General features: G+C 39.6%; 26 protein-coding genes and 1 riboswitch. Of the genes, 5 read left to right on the top strand and 21 right to left on the bottom strand.

The annotated features are described in order from the left end of the window. Nucleotides 1–112: 112 nt before the first annotated feature. Both IOC57_RS20605 and IOC57_RS20600 read right to left on the bottom strand, forming a co-directional pair. Entirely contained in the window at nucleotides 113–583 is a 471-nt protein-coding gene (locus tag IOC57_RS20605) for a hypothetical protein (protein WP_207440446.1), read from the bottom strand. Further along, a complete protein-coding gene (locus IOC57_RS20600) occupies nucleotides 573–953 on the bottom strand; it encodes a hypothetical protein (RefSeq protein WP_286185082.1) in 381 nt (126 codons plus the stop codon). The genes IOC57_RS20605 and IOC57_RS20600 overlap by 11 nt, the downstream gene beginning before the upstream one ends. 510 nt (nucleotides 954–1,463) lie before the next feature. On the opposite strand from IOC57_RS20600, the gene IOC57_RS20595 reads away from it, so the two are divergent. Continuing rightward, nucleotides 1,464–1,910: a DUF5392 family protein gene (locus IOC57_RS20595; protein ID WP_207440445.1), complete on the top strand. Its 447-nt coding sequence runs from the start codon at nucleotides 1,464–1,466 to the stop codon at nucleotides 1,908–1,910. Between the two features lie 218 nt (nucleotides 1,911–2,128). Here the strand turns inward: IOC57_RS20595 and IOC57_RS20590 are convergent, their stop codons facing one another. The 4 genes from IOC57_RS20590 to hmpA form a co-directional block, all read right to left on the bottom strand. Then, nucleotides 2,129–2,563, bottom strand: a complete 435-nt coding sequence (locus IOC57_RS20590) for a general stress protein (RefSeq protein WP_207440444.1) — start codon at nucleotides 2,561–2,563, stop codon at nucleotides 2,129–2,131. Nucleotides 2,564–2,643: 80 nt separating this feature from the next. Next, nucleotides 2,644–3,891, bottom strand: a complete 1,248-nt coding sequence (locus IOC57_RS20585; RefSeq protein WP_207440443.1) for a glutamate-5-semialdehyde dehydrogenase — start codon at nucleotides 3,889–3,891, stop codon at nucleotides 2,644–2,646. Nucleotides 3,892–3,927: 36 nt separating this feature from the next. After that, nucleotides 3,928–5,016: a glutamate 5-kinase gene (gene proB / locus IOC57_RS20580; protein WP_207440442.1), complete on the bottom strand. Its 1,089-nt coding sequence runs from the start codon at nucleotides 5,014–5,016 to the stop codon at nucleotides 3,928–3,930. A gap of 334 nt (nucleotides 5,017–5,350) precedes the next feature. Further along, entirely contained in the window at nucleotides 5,351–6,559 is a 1,209-nt protein-coding gene (gene hmpA / locus IOC57_RS20575) for an NO-inducible flavohemoprotein (protein ID WP_207440441.1), read from the bottom strand. 170 nt (nucleotides 6,560–6,729) lie between these two features. On the opposite strand from hmpA, the gene IOC57_RS20570 reads away from it, so the two are divergent. Beyond that, nucleotides 6,730–7,194: an RrF2 family transcriptional regulator gene (locus IOC57_RS20570; RefSeq protein ID WP_207440440.1), complete on the top strand. Its 465-nt coding sequence runs from the start codon at nucleotides 6,730–6,732 to the stop codon at nucleotides 7,192–7,194. Between the two features lie 12 nt (nucleotides 7,195–7,206). On the opposite strand, the gene IOC57_RS20565 is transcribed toward IOC57_RS20570, so the two are convergent. From IOC57_RS20565 to IOC57_RS20555, 3 genes are all read right to left on the bottom strand, one after another. Then, nucleotides 7,207–8,187, bottom strand: a complete 981-nt coding sequence (locus tag IOC57_RS20565; RefSeq protein ID WP_207440439.1) for an HD-GYP domain-containing protein — start codon at nucleotides 8,185–8,187, stop codon at nucleotides 7,207–7,209. Between the two features lie 84 nt (nucleotides 8,188–8,271). After that, entirely contained in the window at nucleotides 8,272–8,457 is a 186-nt protein-coding gene (locus IOC57_RS20560) for a zinc-finger domain-containing protein (protein WP_192205281.1), read from the bottom strand. A gap of 5 nt (nucleotides 8,458–8,462) precedes the next feature. Further along, nucleotides 8,463–9,134, bottom strand: a complete 672-nt coding sequence (locus IOC57_RS20555; protein WP_286185081.1) for a reverse transcriptase-like protein — start codon at nucleotides 9,132–9,134, stop codon at nucleotides 8,463–8,465. Between the two features lie 214 nt (nucleotides 9,135–9,348). On the opposite strand from IOC57_RS20555, the gene IOC57_RS20550 reads away from it, so the two are divergent. Both IOC57_RS20550 and IOC57_RS20545 read left to right on the top strand, forming a co-directional pair. Next, complete coding sequence (locus tag IOC57_RS20550; RefSeq protein ID WP_207440438.1) at nucleotides 9,349–9,762, top strand: reverse transcriptase-like protein; 414 nt, start codon at nucleotides 9,349–9,351, stop codon at nucleotides 9,760–9,762. Beyond that, on the top strand, nucleotides 9,746–10,654 hold the full coding sequence (locus IOC57_RS20545; protein WP_207440437.1) for a DMT family transporter: 909 nt from the start codon (nucleotides 9,746–9,748) through the stop codon (nucleotides 10,652–10,654). The genes IOC57_RS20550 and IOC57_RS20545 overlap by 17 nt, the downstream gene beginning before the upstream one ends. Nucleotides 10,655–10,698: 44 nt before the next feature. Here the strand turns inward: IOC57_RS20545 and IOC57_RS20540 are convergent, their stop codons facing one another. The 8 genes from IOC57_RS20540 to IOC57_RS20505 form a co-directional block, all read right to left on the bottom strand. Then, a complete protein-coding gene (locus IOC57_RS20540; protein WP_309487741.1) occupies nucleotides 10,699–10,980 on the bottom strand; it encodes a DUF6123 family protein in 282 nt (93 codons plus the stop codon). 120 nt (nucleotides 10,981–11,100) lie between these two features. Further along, nucleotides 11,101–11,976, bottom strand: a complete 876-nt coding sequence (locus IOC57_RS20535; RefSeq protein WP_207440449.1) for a 5'-3' exonuclease — start codon at nucleotides 11,974–11,976, stop codon at nucleotides 11,101–11,103. An 85-nt stretch (nucleotides 11,977–12,061) separates the two neighbouring features. Beyond that, the gene (locus tag IOC57_RS20530) at nucleotides 12,062–12,889 is read right to left on the bottom strand and encodes a sulfurtransferase (RefSeq protein ID WP_207440435.1); all 828 of its coding nucleotides are present in this window, start codon (nucleotides 12,887–12,889) and stop codon (nucleotides 12,062–12,064) included. Between the two features lie 12 nt (nucleotides 12,890–12,901). Further along, nucleotides 12,902–13,663, bottom strand: a complete 762-nt coding sequence (locus tag IOC57_RS20525; RefSeq protein WP_207440434.1) for a nucleotidyltransferase domain-containing protein — start codon at nucleotides 13,661–13,663, stop codon at nucleotides 12,902–12,904. A 15-nt stretch (nucleotides 13,664–13,678) separates the two neighbouring features. Continuing rightward, complete coding sequence (locus IOC57_RS20520; protein WP_207440433.1) at nucleotides 13,679–17,392, bottom strand: dynamin family protein; 3,714 nt, start codon at nucleotides 17,390–17,392, stop codon at nucleotides 13,679–13,681. Nucleotides 17,393–17,581: 189 nt separating this feature from the next. Beyond that, nucleotides 17,582–17,740 carry a hypothetical protein gene (locus IOC57_RS20515; protein ID WP_207440432.1) on the bottom strand — a complete coding sequence of 53 codons (159 nt, stop codon included), beginning with the start codon at nucleotides 17,738–17,740 and terminating at the stop codon, nucleotides 17,582–17,584. Between the two features lie 200 nt (nucleotides 17,741–17,940). Further along, the gene (locus IOC57_RS20510; protein WP_207440431.1) at nucleotides 17,941–18,471 is read right to left on the bottom strand and encodes an isoprenylcysteine carboxyl methyltransferase family protein; all 531 of its coding nucleotides are present in this window, start codon (nucleotides 18,469–18,471) and stop codon (nucleotides 17,941–17,943) included. After that, nucleotides 18,471–19,559, bottom strand: coding sequence for a type III polyketide synthase (locus IOC57_RS20505; protein WP_207440430.1), 1,089 nt, complete (start codon nucleotides 19,557–19,559; stop codon nucleotides 18,471–18,473). The genes IOC57_RS20510 and IOC57_RS20505 overlap by 1 nt, the downstream gene beginning before the upstream one ends. A gap of 147 nt (nucleotides 19,560–19,706) precedes the next feature. Here IOC57_RS20505 and IOC57_RS20500 point away from each other — a divergent pair, with 147 nt between their 5' ends. Next, on the top strand, nucleotides 19,707–19,883 hold the full coding sequence (locus IOC57_RS20500) for a hypothetical protein (RefSeq protein WP_207440429.1): 177 nt from the start codon (nucleotides 19,707–19,709) through the stop codon (nucleotides 19,881–19,883). Between the two features lie 645 nt (nucleotides 19,884–20,528). Here the strand turns inward: IOC57_RS20500 and IOC57_RS20495 are convergent. From IOC57_RS20495 to IOC57_RS20480, 4 genes are all read right to left on the bottom strand, one after another. Further along, a complete protein-coding gene (locus tag IOC57_RS20495) occupies nucleotides 20,529–21,842 on the bottom strand; it encodes a nucleobase:cation symporter-2 family protein (RefSeq protein WP_207440428.1) in 1,314 nt (437 codons plus the stop codon). Next, nucleotides 21,835–22,434: a xanthine phosphoribosyltransferase gene (locus IOC57_RS20490; RefSeq protein ID WP_207440427.1), complete on the bottom strand. Its 600-nt coding sequence runs from the start codon at nucleotides 22,432–22,434 to the stop codon at nucleotides 21,835–21,837. Before IOC57_RS20490 ends, IOC57_RS20495 begins: the two co-directional genes overlap by 8 nt. Before the next feature lie 160 nt (nucleotides 22,435–22,594). Next, nucleotides 22,595–22,696, bottom strand: a riboswitch (purine riboswitch). Between the two features lie 250 nt (nucleotides 22,697–22,946). Then, nucleotides 22,947–24,464, bottom strand: coding sequence for a carboxypeptidase M32 (locus tag IOC57_RS20485; protein ID WP_207440426.1), 1,518 nt, complete (start codon nucleotides 24,462–24,464; stop codon nucleotides 22,947–22,949). Nucleotides 24,465–24,596: 132 nt separating this feature from the next. Next, nucleotides 24,597–26,513, bottom strand: a complete 1,917-nt coding sequence (locus IOC57_RS20480; RefSeq protein ID WP_396020870.1) for an ATP-dependent DNA helicase — start codon at nucleotides 26,511–26,513, stop codon at nucleotides 24,597–24,599. Nucleotides 26,514–26,613 lie beyond the last annotated feature (100 nt).

Here is a 26,613-nt window from a genome sequence, read left to right as displayed (position 1 = left end):
GCCTTTGGTCAAAATTTCAAAGGGAATTTCAAAAGGGGTTCGGAATTTTTTAATTCCGAACCCCTTTTGTCTAAAACTGAAACGACCATCTTATAGATGGTCGTTTTTATGTTCATTTAAATATAGTAGAAATGATTTTTTCCGTCGTCATCGCACTATCTACCACATATGTTCCAGGACGCAATCCGTTGGCCTTGCCTTTCTTTTCAACTTCGTCAGAAAACTCATTGGCATTTTTAATGACTTTAGCCTTTTGTAGGGTTTTACCCACATCGATGCTTGTCGAGCCTTTAGACACAGTAAGAACAGTACGGTATATGATTTTTTCTGTTGGTTCTTTTACCGTTTCTTTTCCCGCTTCCGCTTTATCTTTAACCGACTGTGCTTCAGCAATCTGATCTTCCCATTCTTTTTCGGAATGTATGACATATCCTTCTGAAGCCAGAGACTCTTTCATTTCATCTTCTGATAGTTTTTCCGAGGTGCCGGTCGCTTCACTTGGACCAAAGAAGTACACTGCACCGCATAAGCCAGCTGCAACAACAAGGCCTCCGGCAAAGCTGCGCATGGATTTAGATGTCATTGGCCACATTTCTCCTTTCATTCTTCGTTTTTATGTAAGGAGTGAGCATGCTTTCAATTTGATCTTTCGGCTGTTTTGTCTTCAGTGCGATGCTTTCAAATGAATAGCCTCGCTTATGTAGGTCGAGCACTTCATGCAACAAGTTCCGCTTTTCGGAAGACATTGCAAGAATGCCTGCCTCTTGCACCGTAATTTCAGCATCTATCTCGATGTTCCTGATTTTTTCCTGTAATACATTCATTTCATCCCCAAAAGTGATTGCAAGCTGTTCCAATTGACTGTCCACTTTTGCAGAATCCTTTTTAATAAACGATAAAATGAACAGTAATACTGCTGCAGCAAACAAAATGATCAGAGCCCATTCCATCATTCTATGTCCCTCCTTAATCTTTGAATCTAATATCTCGCTTTCTAATTATATATTGATTTGTTCCAAAACTCGATTTAAATGAACAAAATACCACAATAGTCACGTATTTATGACAAAAAAAGGTGCGGGATGGCCATCCATATATATTAATATTGAAATATCAGGTAACACATCTTCCATTTAAGGACCATTTTACCATAACCCACCCATCATTTATACCATTGTTAGTATATTAAGGCAAATGTTCTTTATTCGCCCCCCTCATACTGCAAGAACGCTGTCTAATTGTGTTAGTTCAACACATATATCTAGGCATTCCATTCATCAGCCCCCTTTGTCATTTCGCTTACTTTTACCTAAAGAAAGTCCAAGGGGTTTATTAAATGACAAACACGTTTCCAAACGATAAGATATATATTATTAGGTTCCTGTTCCTGTTTCATTGAATAGGTACGTTTTTTTCAGTGCCATATACTTATTGGGTGCATGCAAGATAATACGGAGGCAACAATGAATATTAAAATAAATAATATACCGAGTTTCATGCAAACCGAAATCGAACAACTTCAATTAAAATTGTCCCCCTTGTTGAAGAAAAATATGAAATACAGTTTTTTTTCGACGGTGATGATAGGTTTTTCCATCATTAATCTTTTTTTCCTTTTATTTAAGAATGACTCTTTACCAATCTCGAAAATCGCACTTGGTATCTATGCATTGGTGGGAGCCGTAGGGTTTGCCTTATTAAAAGAAAACAAACACAACCAAAAAGAAATAGTTAAAATGAGTCAAAAATATATGTTCGAGAGAATCAAAAAAAGCAGCTATTTAACTGACTCCAGAAAAAGTAACTACGCTAACAGAGTAAATGAGCATCCGCTTACTGCCATGAATGTTTTTTTTGAGTTTCTTGCTGAAGAACAACAAAGGAAGAACCAATCCTCACACAAGGAATAATACAGGAGGAAGTACAATCTTCCTTACTTTATCGATGGTTGAAAAAAGGCAAAAAAATCAGCATAAAAAAACAACTCAACCAGTGTGAATCGGTAAATTACCGATTCACACTGGTTGGTTGCTAAGGCTATTAAATTTAAAAATTCTCTACCACGCTTCTTTTTTAAGTACATTCCAATTGACAGCTCAGTAGTTAGTTCTGGAGGTTTCTTGCGAGCTTAAAAAGGATCGGCGATGACAAGGATTTTCCCTGCTTTAATATCCTCCACATATTGATCTGCTTCGGCTTCCTCCAATCCCATTTCCAATAATGGCTTTCTCAAGCCGCCCGCTCCCGATGCTGCCCCTGCAGCGGCTCCGCCAAAAGTGGCGAAAATTGGTCCTGCTGCCAATATTGGCCCAATTCCTGGTATCGCTAATGCACTCATACCAATAAGCAGTCCTGTCAATCCGACAGCTCCGCCCGCTGCTGCCCCAGCTACTAATCCATCAGTCTTTGCCGGGCTGACTTCCTCGGCTTCATTGGGTAATTTATCAATATTTTTCGCCACTACTGATATTTGATCGGATGTATACCCTTGTCCCTTTAAATATTCGACTGCTGAAGTCGCTTCATGTTCATTTTCATATATTGCTATAAACCTCTTGTTCATGATATCTGCTCCTTTAAAAGTAATGTAATATACAATACCCTTAAATGAGTTTTAATAACCTTCCCTTAAAGAAATGAATTTCACTCCCGGATTTGCCCCTTGCCATAAATGAAGTACTTGCTTGATGTTAAGGCCGGTAAACCCATTGGTCCACGCGCATGCAGCTTTTGTGTGGAAATGCCGATTTCTGCGCCATAACCGAATTCAAATCCGTCGGTAAAACGGGTGGAAGCATTGTGATAAACTGCTGCGGCATCTACTTTATTCAAAAATGCGGAAGCGTTCTGTTCATCCCTCGTTAGGATTGCTTCAGAATGCTTGGTACCGTATCGGTTAATGTGTTCAATCGCATCGAATACACCCTTAACAGTTTTTACGCTGATTTTCAAAGCCAGGTACTCAGTTGCCCAATCTTCCTCCGTAGCCGTTTTCGCTCTCGGAAAGGCGCTGCAAACCGCTTTATCTCCATATACTTCAATACCCTTTTCATCCAGGAGTTCCAAAATACTCACTCCATTTTCTTCAAACCATTTTTCATGAATTAGAAGCCCCTCGATAGCATTGCATACGGATGGACGCTGAGTCTTACCATTTAAGACAATTTTCTCGGCCATCGTAATATCTGCGGTCTGATCGATAAAGATATGGCAATTGCCTGCTCCTGTTTCAAGGACGGGAACAGTGGACTCCTTAATGACCGTTTCAATTAAATTCTTGCCACCGCGAGGAATCAAAACATCTAAATACTCATTAAGATGAAAAAGTTCCTTAGCGTTTTCACGACTCGTATCCTCAATCAACTGAACTGCTTCTACAGGAATTTCCGTATTCTCCAATGCTTTATGAATGGAGGAGACTAGTGCCATATTGGAGTATTTGGCTGACGAGCTGCCTCGTAATAGGACGGCATTCCCCGTTTTCAAGGACAATGTAGCTGCATCGATGGTCACATTCGGCCGGGCTTCATAAATCATCCCTATTACCCCGATCGGCACCCGTAACTTTTTAATCAATAAACCATTCTCTTTTTCGATCGTCTCCAATTGTTCCCCAATCGGATCATTTAAATCGATCAAAAGCATAATCGCAGCTGCCATGTCATCAATACGGTTACCATTTAACATAATCCGATCTAATGTAGACTCACTGTAGCCTTTTCTCCTGCCTTCTTCCAGATCCTTTTGGTTTTCCTTTATCAAAAAATCTTTATCGATAATAAGTTGCTTAGCAATTTTTCCAAGTGCCTCATTCTTCTTTTCAGTCGTCAATCCGATTAGCTGATAACTGGCTTTTTTGGCTGCCTTTCCTTTCGCCGTCACTTCACTCATTTCCAAATGCCCCCTTTTCTTTCCGATATTGATTATCTATGCTTTTACCCATTTATCACGATGGATCACTTCTATGGAAGTGATCACAAGCTCGGATGTCCTCTTTCCCATCGCCTGTTTTAACTCTTCGGCGGAATAAAGGACCTCACCCCGACCCAATAATCCATTTGCACCAAAGACTTCGACAACATCCCCCTTATTGAAGACTCCTTTAATTTCATATATTCCAGCTGGCAGCAGACTGCTGCCATTTGAAACTAAAGCCCTTTCGGCACCTTCATCAACGAAAATTCTCCCGGATACTTGTGAGTGAAGGGATATCCATTGTTTGCTTTTCGTCACTGTCGTCATGACATCATTCCCAATATACGTGCCATCACCATTGCCTTGAAGGATTGTTAGAAGCTTATCACTCCCCAAACCTGATCCGATGAATACTTTCACCCCAAGAGACAATGCTGTTTGCGCTGCAATCAGCTTCGATTTCATACCCCCGGTCCCGACATTAGATCCGGTCCCTTCTGCCATTTGCAATAAATCCGCCGTTACTTCTGATAACTTTTCAAATCGTTTCGCCCCTGGATTTGTCTGAGGATTGGAATCATAAAGCCCATTAATGTCCGTTAGTATGATCAAGTTGGAGGCGTGGACTAACCCGCTTACTAAGGCGGATAGCATATCATTATCACCAAAAGTCAACTCCTCGACCGATACTGTATCATTTTCATTTATAATCGGAAGGATGCCGCGTTCAAGCAATTCCATCAATGTCGCATATGCATTTTTATATCTATCTTTTTTCGAGAAATCTTTCCTTGTTAATAAAATCTGCGCCGGAACGATTCCAAAGTGCCCTAATTGTTCCATATATGATTGAATCAATAGGCTTTGCCCTACAGCTGCAGCAGCTTGTTTTCCTTTGAGTGTGACAGGCCTCGTAGGGTAGCCTAGCTTGCGAAAACCTGTCGCTACAGCACCTGATGAAACAAGGACAACTTCATGTCCTGCTTTCCTTAATGCTGCCACTGCCTGGATATGATCGGAAAATTTATCTTGGTCGATTTCACCTTGTGTATTGGTCAAAGAACTACTTCCTATCTTTACAACGATACGTTTCTTTTCCATCGATTACTTCCTCCAATAAATATCTAAGACATGAAAAAAAGCCCTTTTCATCCTCGAAATAAGGACGAAAAGGGCTGCTCTCCGTGGTACCACCTTCATTGAATGCAAGTTCATGCATTCCACTTTGCCTGATAACGCCAGGATTTGCGCCTATGTTTTGCATAGGACTCAAGAAGCAGGTTCTGCGCTTTCCTGTCGCGGGCCTTCCAGCAATTGACGCCGCTCTCTGTCACAGTGATTCTCGCATACTAATCTTCTCTCAACGTTCATTGTTTTAATATAGTATGCAAAATTATCTGCTTGATGTCAATAACATTCCTACGATGAATGAACCTTATAATGCCATGGCTGGTCCGAAGAACTCATAGTGAATTTTATCCGTATCTATCCCCAATTCTTTCAGGTAAGTAATAATGGCCTTCATGAAAGGAACAGGGCCACACACATAATAATCAGCTTCAGGTTTAACGGAACTGCTCAATAATTCTTTATCGATATACCCTTCCTTTTCAAAATTCGGCAGGTTCTTATCATCCGCACTCGGATTTTTAAAGACAAAAGATAAATGATAGCTGGCAAGCTTGTGCGTTAGTTCTGTCAGTTCCATTCTGAACGGCTGCAAATTGCCATTATCGGACGCATGAATGAATTGGACATCACGCTCAGGTGCTTGTTCTGCAATCGCATGAACCATACTCATGAAAGGCGTTATGCCAACCCCTCCGCTCAAGAATACTGCCGGTGTCCGTTTTTCCAAATCGATGGTGAAATCACCTGCAGGAGCCGTTACCTCTATACTGTCACCCATCTGAATGAATTCATGCAAGTAGTTAGAAACCCTTCCATCAGGAGAGGTTCCCGGCTTTTCTTTTTTAACGGAAATCCGGAAGTAATCTTTTCCCGGAACATCAGACAAACTATACTGACGGTTGAATAAATAACGTTCACCCGGTATCTCGATACGAACGGTAATATATTGTCCAGGAAGAAATGATGGAACAGTATCTCCATTTGATGGTTTTAAATAAAAGGAAGTGATTACGTCACTTTCCCGTACCTTTTCCACGACTGTGAATCTTTTGAAATCAGCCCATCCGCCGACCTGATTGGAAGCTTGGTCATACATTTCCTTTTCGATGCTAATGAAAGCATTGGAAATGACTCCATATGCCTCCCCCCAAGCCTGGAGGATTTCTTCTGTAGCCGCATCTTGTAACACTTCCTTGATTGCACCTAATAAATATTCTCCAACAATGGGATAATGTTCGGCTTTAACTGCAAGACTTCTGTGTTTTTGTGCTATTTGCTTTACGGCAGGTATTATCGTTTCAAGTTGATCTATATATTTTGCTGCAGCCAAAACCGTGTTGGCAAGTGCATTTTGCTGGCGTCCCTTTTTTTGATTGGCATGATTAAAAATATTTAATAATTCAGGATGTGCTTCGAAAAGATTTTTATAGAATACAGTTGTGATAGTTGTACCATGCACTTCTAATACAGGTACGGTTGATTTGATAACGTCGATAGTTTTTTGGGATAACATAGTTAAACCTCTTTTCATAAACAAGTATTTTAAATACATGTTTATATTAGAACTTAAATGCATTAAAAGCAATATTATTCATACATCTTTTCAAATAATAAGTTTTCATGTTTATAAAATGTTCACATTTATGATATAGTCAAGTGGGGATAGAATGTGAGGCGATAAACATGAGGTTGACGAGTTATTCCGATTACTCACTTAGAGTGTTGATTTACCTGGCTTCCCACGACCAAAGCAAATTATCAAATATCAAAGAGATTTCTGAAGTATATCAATTGTCTAAAAATCATTTGATGAAGATTGTTCATAATTTAGGTAAATTAGGCTATATTGAGACAATACGTGGAAGAAATGGCGGTTTCCGGCTTGCAAAATCACCCGCTGAAATAAATGTAGGGGAACTGGTCCGGAGAACCGAAGAAGATTTTTATCTGGTTGAATGTTTTAAAGATCACGATAACTGTGTGATTTCTCCTGTTTGTTCATTGAAATTTGTCCTTAATAATGCCTTGGATGCTTTTCTACAGGTCCTTGATCAATATACGATTGCAGACTTCAGCGAAAATAAAGTAATGCTTAAAGCCTATTTTGATTCGGTAAATCAGAATGAAAAAGAGCCCGATTTTTTATAATCGGGCTCTTTTTCATTCACCGATGATTCGTTCGATCTGCCACTGCTTTTCCATTCGCAAATCTATGATCTCTGTACTGGTTTTCAATAAAACTTTAAGGGGATCGTAGGGATTGATCAAGATGATTGTCCCGATACGTCCATTGGTAAGCATGACTTCTTTTCCGACCAAAATGGACATTAATCGGTTTACAAACTCCAGCAGGATTTCTGGATTGAATTTACTGAACATATCGCTGTTCATTTGCTCAATCACCTTATAAAACGGCATGGCCTGATGATATACACGATCTGAAGACATCGCATGGAATACGTCGGCTATAGCGACGATTTTCGAATGATGATGGATATCATTCCCCTTCAGTCCAAGTGGATAGCCTTGCCCATCTTCTCGTTCATGGTGCTGAAGGGCTGTCAATGCTATCGATGGTGGGATTCCAGGGATATTTTTAAGTAATTCATATCCATAATTGGTATGGCGTTTCATTTCTTCAAATTCCGCCGCAGTCAGTTTACCCGGTTTTTCCAATATACTATCAGAAATCCTCGTTTTACCCACGTCATGCAGCGTGGCTGCCAATGTCAGGGCTGAAAGGTTTTCTTTCGATAATCCAAGCATCATCCCTAGATAAGTGGCAATGATTCCGACACCGATATTATGTCTATACGTGTACTGGTTATCTACTTGCATCTCTTCGAAAAGGTAATAAATATCACGATTCTTTGCAGCTTCTGCAATGACAGGTGCAACTTCCGCTTTAATCAATTTAATCTTTTCAGGCTGTATTTTTCCTTCTTGACGTATATCTTGAAAGATGTTTTTGACTTGAAGAGAAGCTTCGTTGATTCTTTCATGAATCTTTACGTTAGATTGTACTTGATCTACAGCTAAAGAAAATTCGCCTTTTTTCAATTCTTCCATTATGGAATCAATTTCAGGTATGGTAAGAGGCGGATTCGCTTTATTATTCAGCTTTCCTCTTCTATTTTTCATTACTTCCACACTTTTCTCTATTTTTTTACCTATAATACCATATTCCATATTTCCCTGTGTCATAATGAAAGTGAATTTGGGCACTTAAGATCGGTCACTAAGTTCATTGCCCAGCTGTTTTAATTTTTCACCAACCGTACATTCTGAAATACAGAACTGATGGGCATACGTACGCCCCTTCTCTTTTCGAAAATGCTTTCGTAAAAAACAATCTTGGCAAAATGAAGCGAGAACATCTTCCACTTCTTCATATATTTTTTTCCTGTTCATTGTTGTTATGGCTCCTTTGACCGATCAATTTCTATTTTGCTGAAAATGGCCTTTCCCTGAAGTGCAAGAGTTGCGAGGCGATCGGCTTCCTGGTTTTCCTTTCGAGAAATTGGCTTGCAGATCGGAATAATCTTCAATTTATCCAATTTCGCTTCAATGCGGTCCAGCCATTTATTTAAGTTTTCTTCCATACAGGGCCATTCACCGGAAAGTTGTTTTAAGACAACTAGAGAATCCCCTTTAAAAACACAGCTTTGATGGTGAATTCCAAGTTCGTCCATCTGCCTGACCGCTTCATGAAAGGCCGCATATTCCGCTTCATTATTCGATTCGAATTGCTCCAATTTCATATTGGTGCGTAACCGCCAGAACTTCTTACCTTGACGAAAATAAATGGCAACACCGATTCCTGCCACCTTTTCATCTTTTTGAAAACCCCCATCAAAAAAAACCGTCACATCCTGCGGCTCTTCCTCAACTTCCGTCAGGAGTTTCTTTAGCTCCTTCTTTGTCCATGTTGTATCGAATTCATCCTTGAATTCCACTTCCTTCAACCTTCCTGCCTTTTCAAGATCTTCCGTAATGACCAGTGCAGTCCCGGCATCAAGCCAATCCGAAATGAAATCGGCAGATGGTTTTTTTGAAGCATGATATGTCCATTGCATTATTACCTTCAAAGATTTCCAGCTCCTTATCCATTCATGCAGAACAGCTTACAATTTTCATACCTTTTTTTCGTCATACCCTTTATAATATATTGTAAGCATTTGAATCACTCTTTTTAATTATAGTTCCCATATCTGCCTGAAATTCTCATGTTTCAAGCTTAATTTTATATGGAACATTTTTTATCAAAGCATATTAACAGGTAAACTCGAGGAGGAGCACATCTTGATCGAAGTGTATATTGATGGTGCCAGTGCAGGCAACCCAGGCCCGAGCGGCGCTGGGGTTTTCATAAATAATAACGGTGTGGTCGAGAGGCATTCCTTTCCGCTTGGAAATATGGAAAACCATGAAGCAGAGTACCATGCTTTAATCAAAGCATTGGAAATTTGTGTAGCCAATAAATATCAAATCGTTTCTTTTCGGACTGACTCCCAAGCCATCAACCAGGCCATTGAAAAAAGATTCGCAAAAAATAAGTATGCCATTTTGCTTGAACGGGCGCTAAAGCTTTCCGACGAGCTTGAATTATTTTTCATGAAATGGATTCCAAATCTTGAAAACAAGTCTGCGGATGAGTTGGCGAGACGGGCCATTCGATTGAATAAGGCTGAGGAAATTCATGAAAAAGACAGCTGATTTTTCATTATTATTCGTTGTATTCATCTGGGGCGTCACTTTTGTCATGGTCCAAAATGCACTATCTTTTCTTGACCCCTTCACTTTTAATGCCGTCCGTTTCTTCATGGCCTTCGTTTTCTTGCTCATCCCTTATTTATCGACTTTACACAAAAAAGGGAAAACACAGAATAAAGGCCTTTTTATAGCTGGGTTTCATATTGGAGTTTGGCTTTTTCTGGGATATGGGCTTCAAACAATCGGATTGAATTATACAACTCCTGCGAAGACAGGCTTCATAACAGGATTAAGTGTCGTCATGGTCCCTGTTTTTTCCCTGCTGCTTTTAAAACATAGGCTTTCCCGCCATACAATAATAGGTGTCGCAGCCGCAACCATCGGGCTTTATTTAATGGCTATCGCTGACCGCTCCCATTTGAATATCGGTGATTTACTGGTATTTTTATGCGCAATCGGTTTTGCCATGCAAATCATTACTACCGCTCGATATGCCAGGACCCTTCCTGCTTTACCGTTGACGCTGATTCAGGTTTCCACCGTATCTTTATTATCAATTGTTTCAGCCTTCATTTTCCAAGAGAATCATTCCGTCATCTTCAGCTCAAAGGTCATGTTACAGAAGGATGTATGGATTGCTTTATTGGTTACGGCAGCCTTGGCCACGGCGTTCGCCTTTTTCGCACAAACCTTTTTCCAAGCCTATACGACACCTACAAGAGTGGCGCTGATCTTTTCAATGGAACCGGTTTTTGCTGCATTATCCTCATACATATTGATAGGGGAAAAATTGACTTCCGCTTCCATCATCGGCTGCGCATTCATTTTCTTGGGAATGATATTTGCTGAACTGCCTGTTAAGAAAAAGAAACCGGTCACACAAGAGTTTACTTGAAAAGCCCAATTAAATAAATCGGACTTCCAGTTACGAAGTCCGATTTATTTAAGCAGCCCCTGTTTTTTTGCAAACGATACCGCTGCACTGCGCGTTTCAATGCCATTTTGTTTTAAGTTTTCCAAAAAGGAGATATAAAAGCTACCATCAAAATTCTTTTGTACCTTCAATGTCAATTCTATTGCTGCATTGACTAAAATATCACTTGCATCCGTGTAGCGCTTACCAAAATAAATAAAACCAATAGCGTCATTACCGAAAGTGAATCCTTTCCCCTCTAAAAAACTAACATACTCTTCAGTTGATTTCGCCACTTCTGCATCCACTCCATACTTCATGCCTTATTTTCATCTTACCGTATATCAAAGATTTTGACTATCCATTTTTCGACAAAAAAATCAACATGCAAAGAAAGGAGCTCCCCTTGGGAAGCTCCGCTTGTTTGATTAGATCATTCTCAATAAAGCCTTGAATTCATGATCAGTAGCCAGACTTTTGACCTTCTCACGATCATACTGATAGACCGCATCGTCCAACGAACATGAAATTGGTACATCACATTTTATTTCTGCTAGCTTTCTGGATAAATGAAGCATATCGACTGCGGATTCAATTTTAGCCCGCTGCCCATTCGTCAATGAAGCGACATTTTCAAGTATCCCTTCTATACTTTGATACTGGATCAATAATTTCAACGCTGTCTTTTCCCCAATTCCTTTAACTCCGGGATAGTTATCAGCTGTATCACCCATTAAAGCTTTTAAATCGATCATTTGTCTTGGTGTGATCCCTTTCCATTCAAAAAAGCTATCTGGATTATGCATTTCATAGTTGCCATACCCTTTTTTTAACAATAGGACGGAAATGTTTTCATCTATTAACTGCAGCATATCTTGATCGCCAGTCAATATACCAACCCGGCTATGTTGAGCAGATGCCTTCGCAATCGTTCCAATACAGTCATCCGCCTCATATCCTGAGAGCCCTATGTTAGGGATATCAAATGCTTCAACCGCTTTCTTCGCTAGGTCGAATTGAGGGACCATTTCGACTGGCGCTTCCGATCGATTAGCCTTGTATCCATCAAATAATTCATTTCTGAAAGTCTTGCTGCCCATATCCCAACAAACCGCTACATGACTAGGTGAAAAGTGGTTCACCGCCGTCAGCATATGCTTCAAAAAACCTTGTACGGCATTAGTCGGGATGCCTTTTGAGTTAATCATGAATTGACCAGTAACGGCCGTTGCATAAAAAGCTCTAAATAAAAGCGCCATCCCATCGACAAGCATAAAGGAAGGAGGCTGCTCATTTTCTTTCATTAACACATTATCACCTCTATCATGATGTACTTCCATTTTAACATAACTGTGCCCTTTTTTAAGGTACGTTTAATTGGTAAACATATTATTCAATTGGATTATCAACATACGAGATCCAGTCACTGAAACTGCCAATATAAATCTTCACATCTTTAAAGCCAGCTTCTTTCAGGGCGATATAGTTGGGCGAAGCTGTTACGCCTGAACCGCAGTATACAATGATTTCCTTATCTTTACCGATGTCTGTGAAATTCGACTGAAGATTTTCCTTCTTTTTAAAATAGCCTTTTTCCAGAACGTTCGTCCACACCTTATTTACCGCACCAGGTATATGGCCGGCTTTCTTATCAATCGGCTCCTCGATTCCCTCGTAACGCTTAGATTCCCTTGAATCCATTAATACGATATCGTCAGGCCTATTCATTGTGTAATTCTTCACTGCTTGAAAAGATGCAAAAACGGACTCATTTAAATCGATATGATATTCTGTAGGCACATATTTTGTTTGATTCGAGTCAATTGGATAGCTTGCATCCCTCCAGGCGCGAAAGCCCCCGTTAAGAACAAAGACTTTCTGATGCCCAAGATAGCTCAGCAGCCAGACAAACCTGGAAGCATAAGAACCTTCCCCTCCATCATAAGCAATAAGTACCGTATCATTGGTGATTCCATTTGATTCCAGTTTAACTTTAAAGGTTTCCAGGTCAGGAAGAGGGTGTCTTCCGCCATGTTCTTGAACCTGCCCCGATAAATCCTTTTCAAGATCGAAATAAACAGCTCCGGAAATATGGTCTCTTTTGTATTCATTATACCCTGCATTAGGAGAGCCTAGCTGAAAGCGGCAATCACAAATTCTGATATCACTGGAATTCAACAACGGCAAAAGCTTTTCTTTTTCGATTATATAACTCATCTCAAAAACCCCCTATTTCAAAATGGTCCAAATTAATTGATTAAGCTCCGTTTCCATGTTCTTCCCGTTAGGTAGCCTAGTTATTTCATTCTTTATGGAAAGCGATTTCCCTTCAATTATCGAAAGATTCTTTTCTCTTTCATTATTGCTTAACCATTCTCCCATTTGTTTTGCCTTAAATATCCGGGTCATCCTGGTTTTCAGTTCTTGTTCAATTGAAACCAAATCAAGTAATTCCCATACCGATAAAGGTGGCAACGAACCCCGCTGGATGAAATATTCAAGGATTAAATACGAACGGTATACTTGTACCCATATTTTTAGTTCTTTTCTTTCGGAACCCCTTGATTTTTTCAATTGTTGAAGATTGTCATTCATCATCCGATAGTAATGGTGTCCCAGTGCTTTTTTGGAATAGCAAGCCGCTATCAAACCATTCACCTTCCTATAATAATCCGGATGGGTTATTAACTTGATTGGCGATTGAAATAACTCAAAAAGTCCAGGATTACTCTTTAAGGTAAGGCGGGATGATTTAAATAGATCCCATCCTTCCATGTCAAATAGTCCTTCTTTCAAATGAATGACTTCGACTGGCTGACTCAAGCTGAGATATGATCGCTTATCATTATGAACATATATAAACCGAACATCGTAATCCGATCGAACCGATGATAAACCAAAAGAATGGCTGCCAGTAACAGCAGCCATCAATATCGTCATATCCTCTTTCTTTTCCAAGTATCTCAATCGTGAAATAAGGATATCTTTCATGAATGAACCTCGTTTCTATTTCTTCGTATGCATTCTAGCCAATTCCGCTACGGCATTTTCATAATACGGTAAATCGACCGTTTCCTCCAATGCTGCACGTAAACCTGCAAAGATATCCGATATTTCCGTCTTAAACTCTTTTTGAATCGCGAGTAACTCTTGTTCAAGGACTTCAATATACATTTCGAGAATCCGCTCACCCTGCTCTTTTACATATATAAGGGCAGGTTCATCTAAACGCTTCTGAATCCCTTCGCTCATTTTCGCTTTTTCATTTTTTTCAAAGAAAGATTTTGGATTTTTAAATAATGCCAATTCCTTTTTGAACTCCCCCGTATCTAATTTGGAAAAAGCTCCTGTAAATTCAAGGGACTCCCTCTCATTAGGTTCATATGGCTGTAATGAAAGGGTTCTTCTTATTTTTTGCATTTGCTGAAGCAAACTGCTTTGTTTCTCATTCAGTAATTTATTCACGAACATTTCCGTCCTTAAAGCCGTTGCCCGCATTTCCTGGGCAAGGTCAAAGCCTAACGCATCCAATAAGTTCTTCATCGATTGCTTGAGGACAATTTTCAAATCGCCTCCATCATCTTTTAAAACAGCCGGATTGAACGATTCTTTGAAGAAATCATTAAACCGGAAGAAGACCCGCTGTTTACTATAGAAAGTCAATTCGTCTATCTCTTTTTTCAAACGTTGCTTTTCTGCATCCCCTTTAATGACTGAGAGGAGTTCGGAAATGGACTGTGCCTCATGAGAAAGGGTCTCCAAGGCATTTCGTTTCGCTTTCTCATCCTGCCTGGAAGCTGTAATTACATCTCGGAGCAGTTCTTCCGTTCTTTTTACAGCAGCTTGAGCCGATTCAATTGCAAGTCCCGTTAAATCGTTTTCTATGAAAGAATCGAATTGGCCCTGGAATTCCGAGATTCCGCTAGCAGGAAGGAACGTATGCTTAAACGAACCAGGCGTTTGTTTTTCCATCAACGCTCCCTTACTCGTAAGCGGAAACAGTTTTGGAAAACGGATTCCGAATCCATTCAATTGATCTGTGACATAATCCATCACTTCTCCCAATTCCTCAGTGGTTTGGGCCAGATCGACGGCATTGACGATGAAAAACATCTTATCCATGGCGAAAGAATCTTTCACACGTCCAAGTTGTATCAAGAACTCCCTGTCTGCCCGAGAAAATGGGTGATTATAATAGGTCACAAATAGGATGGCGTCCGAATTCTTAATATATTCGAAAGCTGCTCCTGTATGCCGTGCATTTATTGAATCGGCCCCAGGTGTGTCAACAAGGACCATCCCTTGCTTTGTCATTTCACAGTCATAACGCAATTCAATCAAATCAACAAGACACGACTTGGACTCTTCTGCAGCAAAACGTTTAAATCCTTCAAGATCTACCGTAACCACATTTCCTAAATCATTTTGGTACTCAGGAAGCCCTTGATGAAACGCCCTTAAAAAGGATAAATGCGTTTTCCCCTTATCAACTTCCCCCGCCTTCGCGATGATTTGCCCTGCTAGTTGAAGTGCTTCATCTAGAGTCTTTGCCGATTTATCAAAAGCTGCCAACGCCAGGCTTACATCTTCTAACAGCATCGCTTCCGTCTTTAATTTGACGGTTGCCGTTCCGTGTGGATGCTCAGCGTCTGAAGACATGATTTTGTTGATTGCGGCAGTTGTCGGATTTGGTGAAACAGGAAGGACGCTTTCTCCCATCAACGCATTGGCGAAGGAAGATTTACCCGCACTGAATGCACCGAAGAGAGCAACCGTGAACGTTTGCTGTTCCAAGCGGTTTGCCTTCTCTTTCAATTCTTTGTAAAGTGATTGAAATCCTCTCAAAGGTTGAATCAGCTTGGCCGCCTTTTGTAAACCCGTGGCAGTCTCCATCAGCTTTTCTTTTCCGCGTAAATCAATAGCATCAGATGTAGAAGCAATCACGGATGGTACAGCGTCTTTGTTTTCTTTATCATGTGCCGTTTCAGGTTCGTTGACGGACTTTGAATTACTTACTTTATCCGTTTTCATGATTTTGACTGTAATATTTTTTTCTTCCTCATTCCATTGAGTTAAAAGCATATCGATGTCTCGCTCATCTACTAATGATTCAGTTTGTTGAGCAATGGCTTCTAAACGTTCCATTTGGTACTCAATTTCTGCATTCATCGCAGCAGTAACTTTAAGGGCTTCCGCAAATTCAGAAAAACCTTCAAGCTCCTTATCGATGGCTTTAGACTGCTGTTCCACCATCCCTTCCATTACCGTAACCATATTATTCAAAAATCCTTCTGATACATCACGAGCTTTCTTTTTGATGGCAGATGCTAAATCATTCGTATAGTTTAAAACGTATTCACCCGTAATATCGACTTGAGGCTTCAAAGAGTTTTTTATGTAAGATTCCGTTACCTCAATCCGAAGTGCCTGAGCCTTACTTTCAAGTGTTGAATCATGGATTTCCGCTTGATTAAGCGTTTTAACCGCTAATTCTTTAAGATGCCATACAAGCTGGGTTTTCACCTTTTCTTGTAAATCGGTCAAGAATGCTTTGATACGTGCCTCACGTTCGGCATCCGTTTTTTTCTTGGCAAATAATAGACCCATTTTAAAATCCGGCTGAGCCGATTCCAAGAAAGATCTACCTAGGTCCCGTGTAGCTGCGGGCATGATGTACGCACCTTTTAGTATGGTTTCTAATGCATCAGCATATTGGACCTTGATTTTCTCTATATGTCCCGTCAATGAATTTTTTTCTTTCAATAGGCTGTCCACCTGATTCGTCAGATGTATTCGCTCATCATGAGGAAGTTCCGATAATACTTCAAAATCATCGGCGTGTTCCTCTTCATATTGCTCCTTCAGCCAATTAAGATGCCTTTCGACAAGGGCATTAGCCGATTGCATGATGGCATCTTTCCCATCATTTTGACCTTTGCCAGCCATTTCATATATGAATTGCTTGACCGCATCTATTTCATTTTCGCTATTGTTCAAGTCTCTTACGGATGTATAAAAAATACCATCAGGATATACATTCCAGTTCGCAAATGCTTCAGAAACGGATAGCTTGAAATCTTGGAAGCTAAGCTCGTTCTCATCATGCTTATCGATCATATTGATAATTAAGTATGTTGGTTTTTCAGCCTCTAACAATTCTTTCGTGAATAGGAAGTTCACTTCTGATTGGACGTGATTATAGTCCATGACATAGAAGACGACATCAGCTAGATGCAAGGCAGATTCCGTAGAAACCCTATGTGCATCGTCTGTCGAATCAATTCCTGGCGTATCCATGATCGCACATGAATCCGGCAGTGAAAAATCATTGGAACTTATTGTGATTGCCGATACTGAATCTCCATCCTTGGCAAATTTCTTGACCTCTTTAAAATCATAAGGTGCTGGAAATAAGACTGGTGGCTGATGATGGTAAAAGACTTTGGCATAGTCTTCCCCTTTTTGGACTTTTACCGTATTTGCACTTGTCGGAATCGGACTGGAAGGCAATACTTGATCACCAAGGAGGAAGTTGATCATGCTTGATTTCCCCGCTGAAAAATGCCCGCAAAAAGCAATGATGAACTCCTCATTATTGACTTTCAAGATTAACTGTTTCAGTTTATCGGCATTGCCTGTATCCCCTGCCGATTGAAATTTCTCATACATGGCAGTCAAAATCCCCAATTTGGACTGTTGCTTTAATGTTTCTTGAATCATGAATCCATACCCCTTAATCTATCGTCATTTTGATATTCTTATTGTAAACGATTTCGATTGTTATTCATACCACCAGCTTTATTTTTACTATATGATTCATTACAGGCCATGTTCAAAAAAAAACCACCTATTGGTGGATTCATGCAGTTGTTTCATATATTGACTTCAAAACGAAAAAAAACCAGGATTTTACCTGGTTGTAGGGGTGGGGTTAAATGGAGCACGGTTTTCCATTGGTGACTCGGTATAAGGTTTTACTGCCTTTGCCGGTTTTTGAATATTATTCAATACATGTTTCATCACAAATCCATATGTAGCGACTGTCAATAAAATGAATACCCAAATCATTACCAACACCATCCTCTTATATATTGATTAGCCTTTAGTTATTAGTTATTAGTTATTAGTTATTAGTTATTAAATTAATTAATTTTATCAAAATCAGAATGAGAATGAGAATGAGAATGAGAATGAGAATAATTTTCATCTTCAATTAGAATCTTATCACGAACGATAATCATTTTCAATAAGAAATTAAAATTTTTTTATTATTTTTCCTTAAAAACCGCAGAATATTCCGTATGTTCCTTTAATGCCTTCTCTTCTAGTGGGATTCTAACCGTCATCATCCATACATTCAATAAACTAAAGATGATCGCAGTATAATATGCATTGAATAGCAAGGAAATAACTATAATCTCAGTTGCCACTATGATATAGTTCGGATGTTTGATGTATTTATAAGGACCTTTTTTGACTACATCGGCATCAGGAAGCACGATGATTTTGGTGTTCCAATGTTTTCCCAATGACTGGATCACCCAAATCCTGCCTGACTGCGCAATTAGAAAAAGGGGCAGCCAAATTGGCCAAAGGCCAGCCACATTCCTTTCAAGCACGGCCACTTCAATAATGAGGACAATAAAAAAACTAAGGTGCATTAGAACCATCCATTTGTAATGGGACTCACCGTATTCAACTGCTCCTGCAACTTTCAGCTGTTTTTCATTTTGTTTGGCGATATACAATTCAACCAGGCGCTGAATAGCGATCAAGATAATGAAAATGGCGAAGATCATCACTTCCACCTCATTAACACAAGTTCTGATGAAAAACCAGGCCCCAACGCAGCAGCCAAGCCAACCTCCCCTTTATTCCCGCCACGCTGCATGAACCTCTCCAGGACATACAAAATAGTTGCTGAGGACATATTGCCAAATTCCCGCAATACATTCATTGACTCTGCAGTCATGCTTTCATCGAAACCGAGGGATTCGTGATATGCATCAATTACTTTTTTGCCTCCGGGGTGAGCAATGAAATCTTTTATATCCCTGAGATCGAAACCATTCTCCATTAAGAACTCTTGAACATTAGGTTTAAGCCAATCTTTGATGATTGTAGGAATATCTTTCGAAAAGATCACGTATAGCCCCTGATCTTTAACATCCCAACCCATTACATCCAATGAATCCGGCATAAGCGTAGATTGCGAATTCAAAAATTGCAAATGTCTTACTTTTTTTGAAAACTGTTCATCTGGCACTTCATCACCGCAAACCAAAACACAGCTTACTCCATCAGAAAATAAGGAAGTTCCAATTAAATTGCTTTTGGAAATATCATTCTTTTGAAATGTCAGACTGCATAACTCCACACTTAAAACAATAACCTTCGCCGTCGGGTATGCTTGGCAATATTCAAAAGCACGCGATAGGCCACTTGCTCCCCCTGCACAGCCAAGTCCCCAAATCGGAATCCTTTTAACATGAGGGTTAAATGGGAGTTCATTCATTATCCTGGCATCAATGGTCGGGGTAGCAATCCCCGTGCTTGAGATAAAGAAGAAAGCATCTAGCTCGCTTGCCTGCAGTTCTTCTTTTAAAAATTCTGTGTTGGCTAAGCATTTTTCTATCGCTTCTTTCCCAAACTTGACTGCCTGCTGAATATATAAATCATTCCGATCGGCAAAAGCGTGATCCTCTTTAAACCAATCAAGATCATTTGAAAAATATCGATTTTCCACTTGTCCATTCTTAAAGGCTTTTAGTAACCGTTCTATATTCTTAAATGAGGCTCCAAATATTTCTCTCGAAAATTCCATGATTTTTTCCTGAGAAAGTAAATGTGGCAGCTTTATATGAGATGCAGATAATAAATACGGCATGATTCCACCCCTTATTATTCATGATATGGTTAATATAATATACCCATAAAGATATCATTTATGCTTTATCGCTAAATGGTCAGCCGTTCAGAATATTTATTCATTTTATCTAAAAAGCTAGGTAATACAGTCTGCGGAGGAATGAAAATGGAAATCCACGCCATAATCACAAAAGAGTTAGATGGAACCATCCTGGCAGTCCAGTGCCTTATTCCTTTCTCTTTGGACGTTCAAACGCCGTCCCTCATCAGACATCCTTTCGAACTGGTATCCCTTAGCGTCCCTATTGGCATGACAGGGGATATCCGCCTGAAGAAATTATGATTGAGGGAACAAACGGATGTAGGAGAAAATCAGGTGAAAACATGTTTGGCTTGCTCTTTCTTAAAAGATAAAATGCTTGAATCTTTTGCAGCAGAACTTGGCAGCATGCTTGCCGGTAATATCATCACCTCCTTCGCAGGAGACATGCATTAATTAATATTCCCCCTCCAACCGTCATTGTGGGCAATACCAAAATATAATCCATTAACCCCTTTCATTAAACAGCGTAGGTATTCTTCATCTCCTCTTAATGATCGAAATGTAACCATGAAACATAAACCCCCTTACCTATATTCGGTAAGAGGGCGCCTTCATTCTTCTTTCTTTACTGAAGATTGATTTTGTACTTGAATAATGATATTTTGAAACTCCTCTTTTCCACAAACACTGCACCTATACTCCTGGGTTAGAATGGTTCGACAATGAATACAATATTTTTTCTCCATCCCTATCACTACTTTCCTGAACATATACTATCAATATATTCAAAAAGTGAAGAGAGTTTCCTTTTATCTGACAAAACTCCAATTTCTATATCAATGAAATGTCCTCGACACCAATGAAAAAATGCCTACAATCCTCACGCATGAGGATTGTAGGCATTTAAAAGGGAGAATCTATCAAGTTCACCGAATCTATTTTTAATCAGGCTACATTTTGCTCTTCAATACGCGCTTTCCTCACTTTTCCTTTTGTAGGAACGATGTTAAAGACGATATTCAAGAAAATGGCTGTCAAACTTCCGGCTACAATACCGTTTTCCGTTAAGATTTGAAAGCTTTCCGGTATTTGCGCAAATAGCTCAGGAACGACCGTCACCCCAAGGCCCATACCTACGGAACAAGCGATGATCAATAAATTTTCTTGAGAAGCAAAGTCCACTTTACTCAACATCTTAATTCCAGCGGCAATTACCATTCCGAACATCGCAACCATTGCACCGCCAAGTACGGATGAAGGGATAATGGTTGTGAATGCACCAATTTTCGGAACAAAACCAATGAAAATGAGAATGCCCGCTGTAGTGTATATGACATTTCTTGTTTTAATTCCTGACAATTGAATCAATCCAACATTTTGTGAAAAAGCCGTATATGGAAACGCATTGAATAAACCGCCTATCATGATGGCAAGCCCTTCAGATCGATACCCGCGAGCTAGATCGTCTTCTGAAATCTCTTTATCCGTTATTTCACCAAGGGCATAATAAACACCAGTCGATTCCACCAAGCTGACGATCGCCACCAAAGTCATGGTAATGATCGCCGTGACGTTAAAAGTCGGAGCACCAAAGTAGAAAAAATGAGGCATATGCAGCCAAGTGGCACTGGCCACTGAGCTAAAATCAACTTTTCCAAGGAAGAAAGCTGCAAAAGTTCCGACTAACAGCCCCAATAAAATAGAAATGGAGCGTACGAATCCAGATGAGAATTTATACATAAATATGATGAATAACAAAGTTCCAAAACCAAGAGCTACATTATTCAAGTCACCAAAATCAGCAGCCCCTTGGCCTCCTCCAAGATTGTTGATGGCAACAGGAATGAGCGTAATGCCAATAATCAAAACGACCGATCCAGTGACAATGGGTGGGAAGAACTTTGCTAGCTTCCCGAAGAATTTACTAATGATTACAACGATCAATCCCGACACCAATATAGATCCATAAATGGAGTTGATTCCATATTGTGTACCAATTGCAATCATCGGGCTAACTGCTGTGAATGTGCAGCCTAGGACGACCGGAAGCCCAATTCCAAAGAATTTATTTTTCCATACTTGCAATAAAGTGGCTATCCCGCACATCAAAATGTCTATTGAAACTAAATAAGTTAACTGCGCTGCAGTCAATCCCAGCGCCCCACCGACAATTAATGGAATGACGACTGCACCGGCATACATGGCAAGAACATGTTGTAATCCTAAGGAAGCAACTTTTAATGGTGATTGATTAGACATTGACGGTTGCTCCTTCCTTTTCCTCAGCGAACGTTATCTCACCGAATTTCAACTCAGCAATTCGCGCAAGTGATTCAACCTGAAAACCTTGTTCCCTAAGATCCTTACCGCCACTTTGAAAGGCTTTTTCAATAACGATGCCGATTCCCGCCACTTCTGCTCCAACCTGCTTACAGATTTCCACCAAGCCCCGTGCTGCCTGTCCGACCGCAAGGAAGTCATCGATAATCAAAACCTTATCTCCAGCTTCAATATATTTATTGGAAACCGTTATGGTATTGGTTTCTTTTTTTGTAAAGGAATGAACGGACGCCGTCACTAAATCATTTGTTAATGTAAGTGATTTACGTTTACGGGCAAAAATTAGCGGAACTTCCAATTCCAATGCAGCCATCAATCCAGGGCCAATGCCTGAAGATTCAATTGTCAGCACTTTCGTTATTTCCTTTTGTTCGAAACGTTTAACGAATTCTTTACCAATTTCTTTCATTAGCATAGGATCCATTTGATGATTTAAGAATGAATCTACTTTTAAAATATCTTCTGATAAAGCTTGACCCTCGGACAAGATTTTTTCCTGTAAAAGTTGCATGAAGGTTCCTCCCAATCTTGGATGTTTATTGACCCATAAACACGCAATTGTTTCCCGGCATATAAAAAAGCCCAAGAAACATTGCGACACTTTTTTGGAGTGAAGCAATACTTCTTGGGCATGAATGAAAAATGAATCAGCAAAAGCCTTCATTACGCTACAAGATCTATTACTCACCCATAGTCGAATTATTTACGGTAATCCGGTAGAAACTTGCAGGCCATATCCCTGCTATTATACGAGTGAAACTTTATATTTTATTAATATATGAATTATAACAACGCTGGCTCTATTTGAAAAGTAATTTTTGATAAAAAACCGAACTTTCAATAAAAAAAAGAAAACATCATTCGTATTATTAGAAAATTGCGAAATTACGAAACCTAAATAATCATGGACTTTCCTATCAAGTACCCCGCCCTTCATCATATTCCATTTACTAGCATACAATCATGACCCATAAAAAAAAGAAGAAGTCCTTGATATTTAATCCAAGTCCTTCTTCCTTTGGTTCAGTTGATTTTATAAACTTCTTTATATTTATTTTCAAGATACTGTATTAAATACTGAACATTCAGGCCTTCCCCTGTCGTTTCTTTCAACATCTCAAGAGGCTTTTTTGTTTTTCCGTATTTATGTATTTTTTCATTAAGCCATTTCCTGATTGGCTCAATGTCTCCCGCTTCCAATAGTCCATCAAAACCAGGCAAATCTTTTAGCATCGATTGCTTGATTTGGGCTGCATACATATACCCCAATGCATATGAAGGGAAATAACCAAAGCTGCCATCTGCCCAATGTACATCTTGCAACACGCCCATGGCATCATTTTCAGGCACAATCCCCAAATAATCCTTGTATTTTTCATTCCAGACTTCCGGTAAATCCTTCACTTCAAGTTCTCCGTTAAAGAGGGCCTTTTCCAGTTCATACCGAATCATAATATGTAGGGGATACGTCAGCTCATCTGCTTCAATACGAATGAACGATGGTTTTGATTCGTTAATGCCCCGGTAGAATTCATCCAGCGTCACATCATTGAATTGTTCGGGAGCATACTCTTTTAATAAGGAGAATTTATTTTTCCAGAAACTACGGTTCCGTCCAATGAAGTTTTCGAAAAACAAAGATTGGGATTCATGGATTCCCATTGATGTCCCGCTATCGAGAAGTGTTCCGGTTAAATCTTCGGCAATATTCTGCTCATAAATGGCATGCCCGCACTCATGAATGGTACCAAAGATTGCCCCCCTGAAATCATTTTCATCGTATCGGGTCGTCACCCGGACATCGCCCCTATTTATTCCTGATGCGAAAGGGTGAACTGTTTCATCCAGTCTGCCAGCCTGGAAATCGTATCCTAGCTGTTTTAAAACTTCCAAGTTGAGTTGATGCTGTTTTTCTTTTGGAAATTCTTTATAAAGGAACGCTGTTTCAGGTCTATGTTCGCTTTCTGCGATCTGTTTTACCAAAGGAACGATCCTCGAACGAAGCTCACTGAATACATTGTCAAGTATATCTACAGTCATGCCTGGTTCATACATATCCAAAAGGGTATTATATTTCGTCCCTTCATATCCCCAGTACTCTACGAACCTACGGGTATAAGCAACAATTTGCTCCAGGTAGGGTTGAAATAAAGAAAAATCCGCTTTTTCCCTTGCCTCTTCCCATGCACTTTCAGAACGCGATTGTAAAATGACGAATTCCTTATATTCGTTTGCAGGAATTTTCTTGTTCCTTTCAAACTCTTTTTTACACTCTTGTACCATTTTACTCGTCGTTTCACTAAGAGTGGATTTCTCCATCGAAAGTTCCGAAATGAAGGATTCCATTTCTTTACTTGTGCTCATTTTAAACACCTCTGAGGAAAGCACGCCAATAACTTCGGAACGCTGCTCTACTCCCTTTTTCGGTGCACCTGTACGCAAATCCCAAAAAATTAATGCGAGAGCCTCATTATAGGCCGAGATTTTCTTTACATATTCTTTGAACTCTTTTTCTATCAGATCGATACCCTTTTTTTTCATATTCACTGCTCCTTCCAACTACACTCTACCATATTATACAAAAATCATTCATCTCAGAACTACTCCGATTAATAAATTAAAATAAAATGAGAGCCAAGGGGGACCTTGGCTCTCATTTTGAAATGGATTGATTTAAAGCGTTACAGGAAGAACGGATACAATCTTCTCTTTCACCTGTTCCGAAAGATCCTTTTCAATCAAGATCTGGACGGTTCCCGAATCATTGCTCGTCCTGATCAATCGCCCTATTCCCTGGCGTAATCGAAGGAGCATATATGGAAGATCCACTTCTTCGAAAGCATCGGTAACCGAGTTACGTTTGGCCTCGAAAACTGGATCGCGTGGCGGAAATGGAAGGGAGTGTATCACTACATTTTGTAATGAAGGGCCTGGAACATCAAGTCCTTCCCATAAATGATAGGAGAAAAGGACAGATTGCTCATCCTCTTGGAACTTCTTAACAAGCTCGCTGATTTCCGCTTCTCCTTCAAAATAAAAGGGATAAGAAGATATTGGGCAGTTTTCCTTGAACCAATGCAATTCTTCTTTTGATTGAAATAATACTAGTGTTCGACCTTCATTTTCCTCAATTGTTCTCATTGTATATTGAAGTTTTGCCAATTGATCTCCACTTTCGAAGACCGGCATGTTCATTTTCATGACTTCATCATAATCAAATGGTGATTCAACGGAGAAGCTGTCATACTTTTCTATCCCTATACTATCTGCAATATATTGGAAGGATTTATTATCCGATAATGTTGCCGAAGAAAAAATGTAAGGGATTTTTTTAGAGAATACCTGTTCAGACAAAATATCCTGTACAAGCCTTGGCATGATGACCAATGTTTTGGTCATTTCATTTTCTTCAAACCAGGAAACGGCCTGTTCATCCTTCACAAATAGAGAAAGGGAGTAGCCCAGCTGCTCTAAATATTCTTCCGTCACTTTTAAATCATAATCATTGATCGTGTACATTTCCGCTTCAAAAACAAGGTTCTCCTCTAGCTCTTCAACCTTTTTGTGAAGCTTTTGGGCAAAGCTTGTTATTTCTTTGGACATCGGGATCTCATAACGATTAGAACCGCTGACATGTATCGCTTTTTCATCCAACAGATCAAAGAATTCTTCATTGATGTCAATCAAGTCCTCAATGATGTATAAGGTTTCTTCACGAACCTGATTGGCTGTAAGCAATTCCAAGACGGAAGCGAGAGTTTGTTCCCCAACTTTATAAGTTAAAGCCTTTTGAGCTGCAAATTCCAATAAGTGACCTTCATCAAAGACAACGCAGCTATGATCAGGCAGCAATGGTAACTGTCCTTCACGCTTACGCTTTTCCTTAGTCCATACATGCTCCATGAAGAAATCATGTGAACAAATGATCAAATCACTTGATTTTCGGTAGTGATCCCGTGATAGGGTTTGCCCACAACGATGGCGTTTATCACAAGTAAAACAGTTTTGGAGCTGATCCCAACCAACTTTAGACCAGTCTTCATCATTTAAATATGGATACTGTTTACGGTCCCCATATGCTGTATAGGCGTTCATGGATGAGTTATCATGAACAAACTTGGGAAGTTCATCATATAGCTGATCTATTCCCTCTGAATCTTCATGATTCACGGCGTAATCCAATTTCTTCAGACATACATATTGATCGTGATATTTGGCAAGCCTAACATCCACTTCAATACCTAAAGCATTCTTGATTTTTTGAATGTCGCCTTCCTCTTTGACAAGCTGTTCAATCAACGTTTCATCAGCACACGAAATAATTGCCGGTTTATTCGTATATCTCGCATAACAAATCGCATATAGTAAATAGACCAATGTCTTACCGGTCCCTACCCCTGCTTCAGCAAAACTTACATTCTTTTCTTTAAAGGCTTTTTCTAACTGAAAAGCCATGAAGATTTGTTCGTCACGCAGCTCAAATCCTTTTTCGGGAAGAATATCGTAAAAAACATCACCGATCCATTCTGAAAGCTTATCGTAAAAAGAATCTTCCTTTGTTACCGAAAAAGGCAGTGTTTTAAGCATCATGGTCTCCCCTTTTATCTATCATCAGTGTATAGAATCCGAATCATTATAATCTTAGGCAAAAGTATATTATCCTTTATTTCACATTAATAGTCAAGATATT

The organism is Bacillus sp. SD075 (assembly GCF_017355165.1).
GTDB lineage: Bacteria > Bacillota > Bacilli > Bacillales > DSM-1321 > Peribacillus.
The sequence above is the reverse complement of the archived record's forward strand: the minus strand, read 5'-3'. Positions and strand labels throughout refer to the sequence as shown.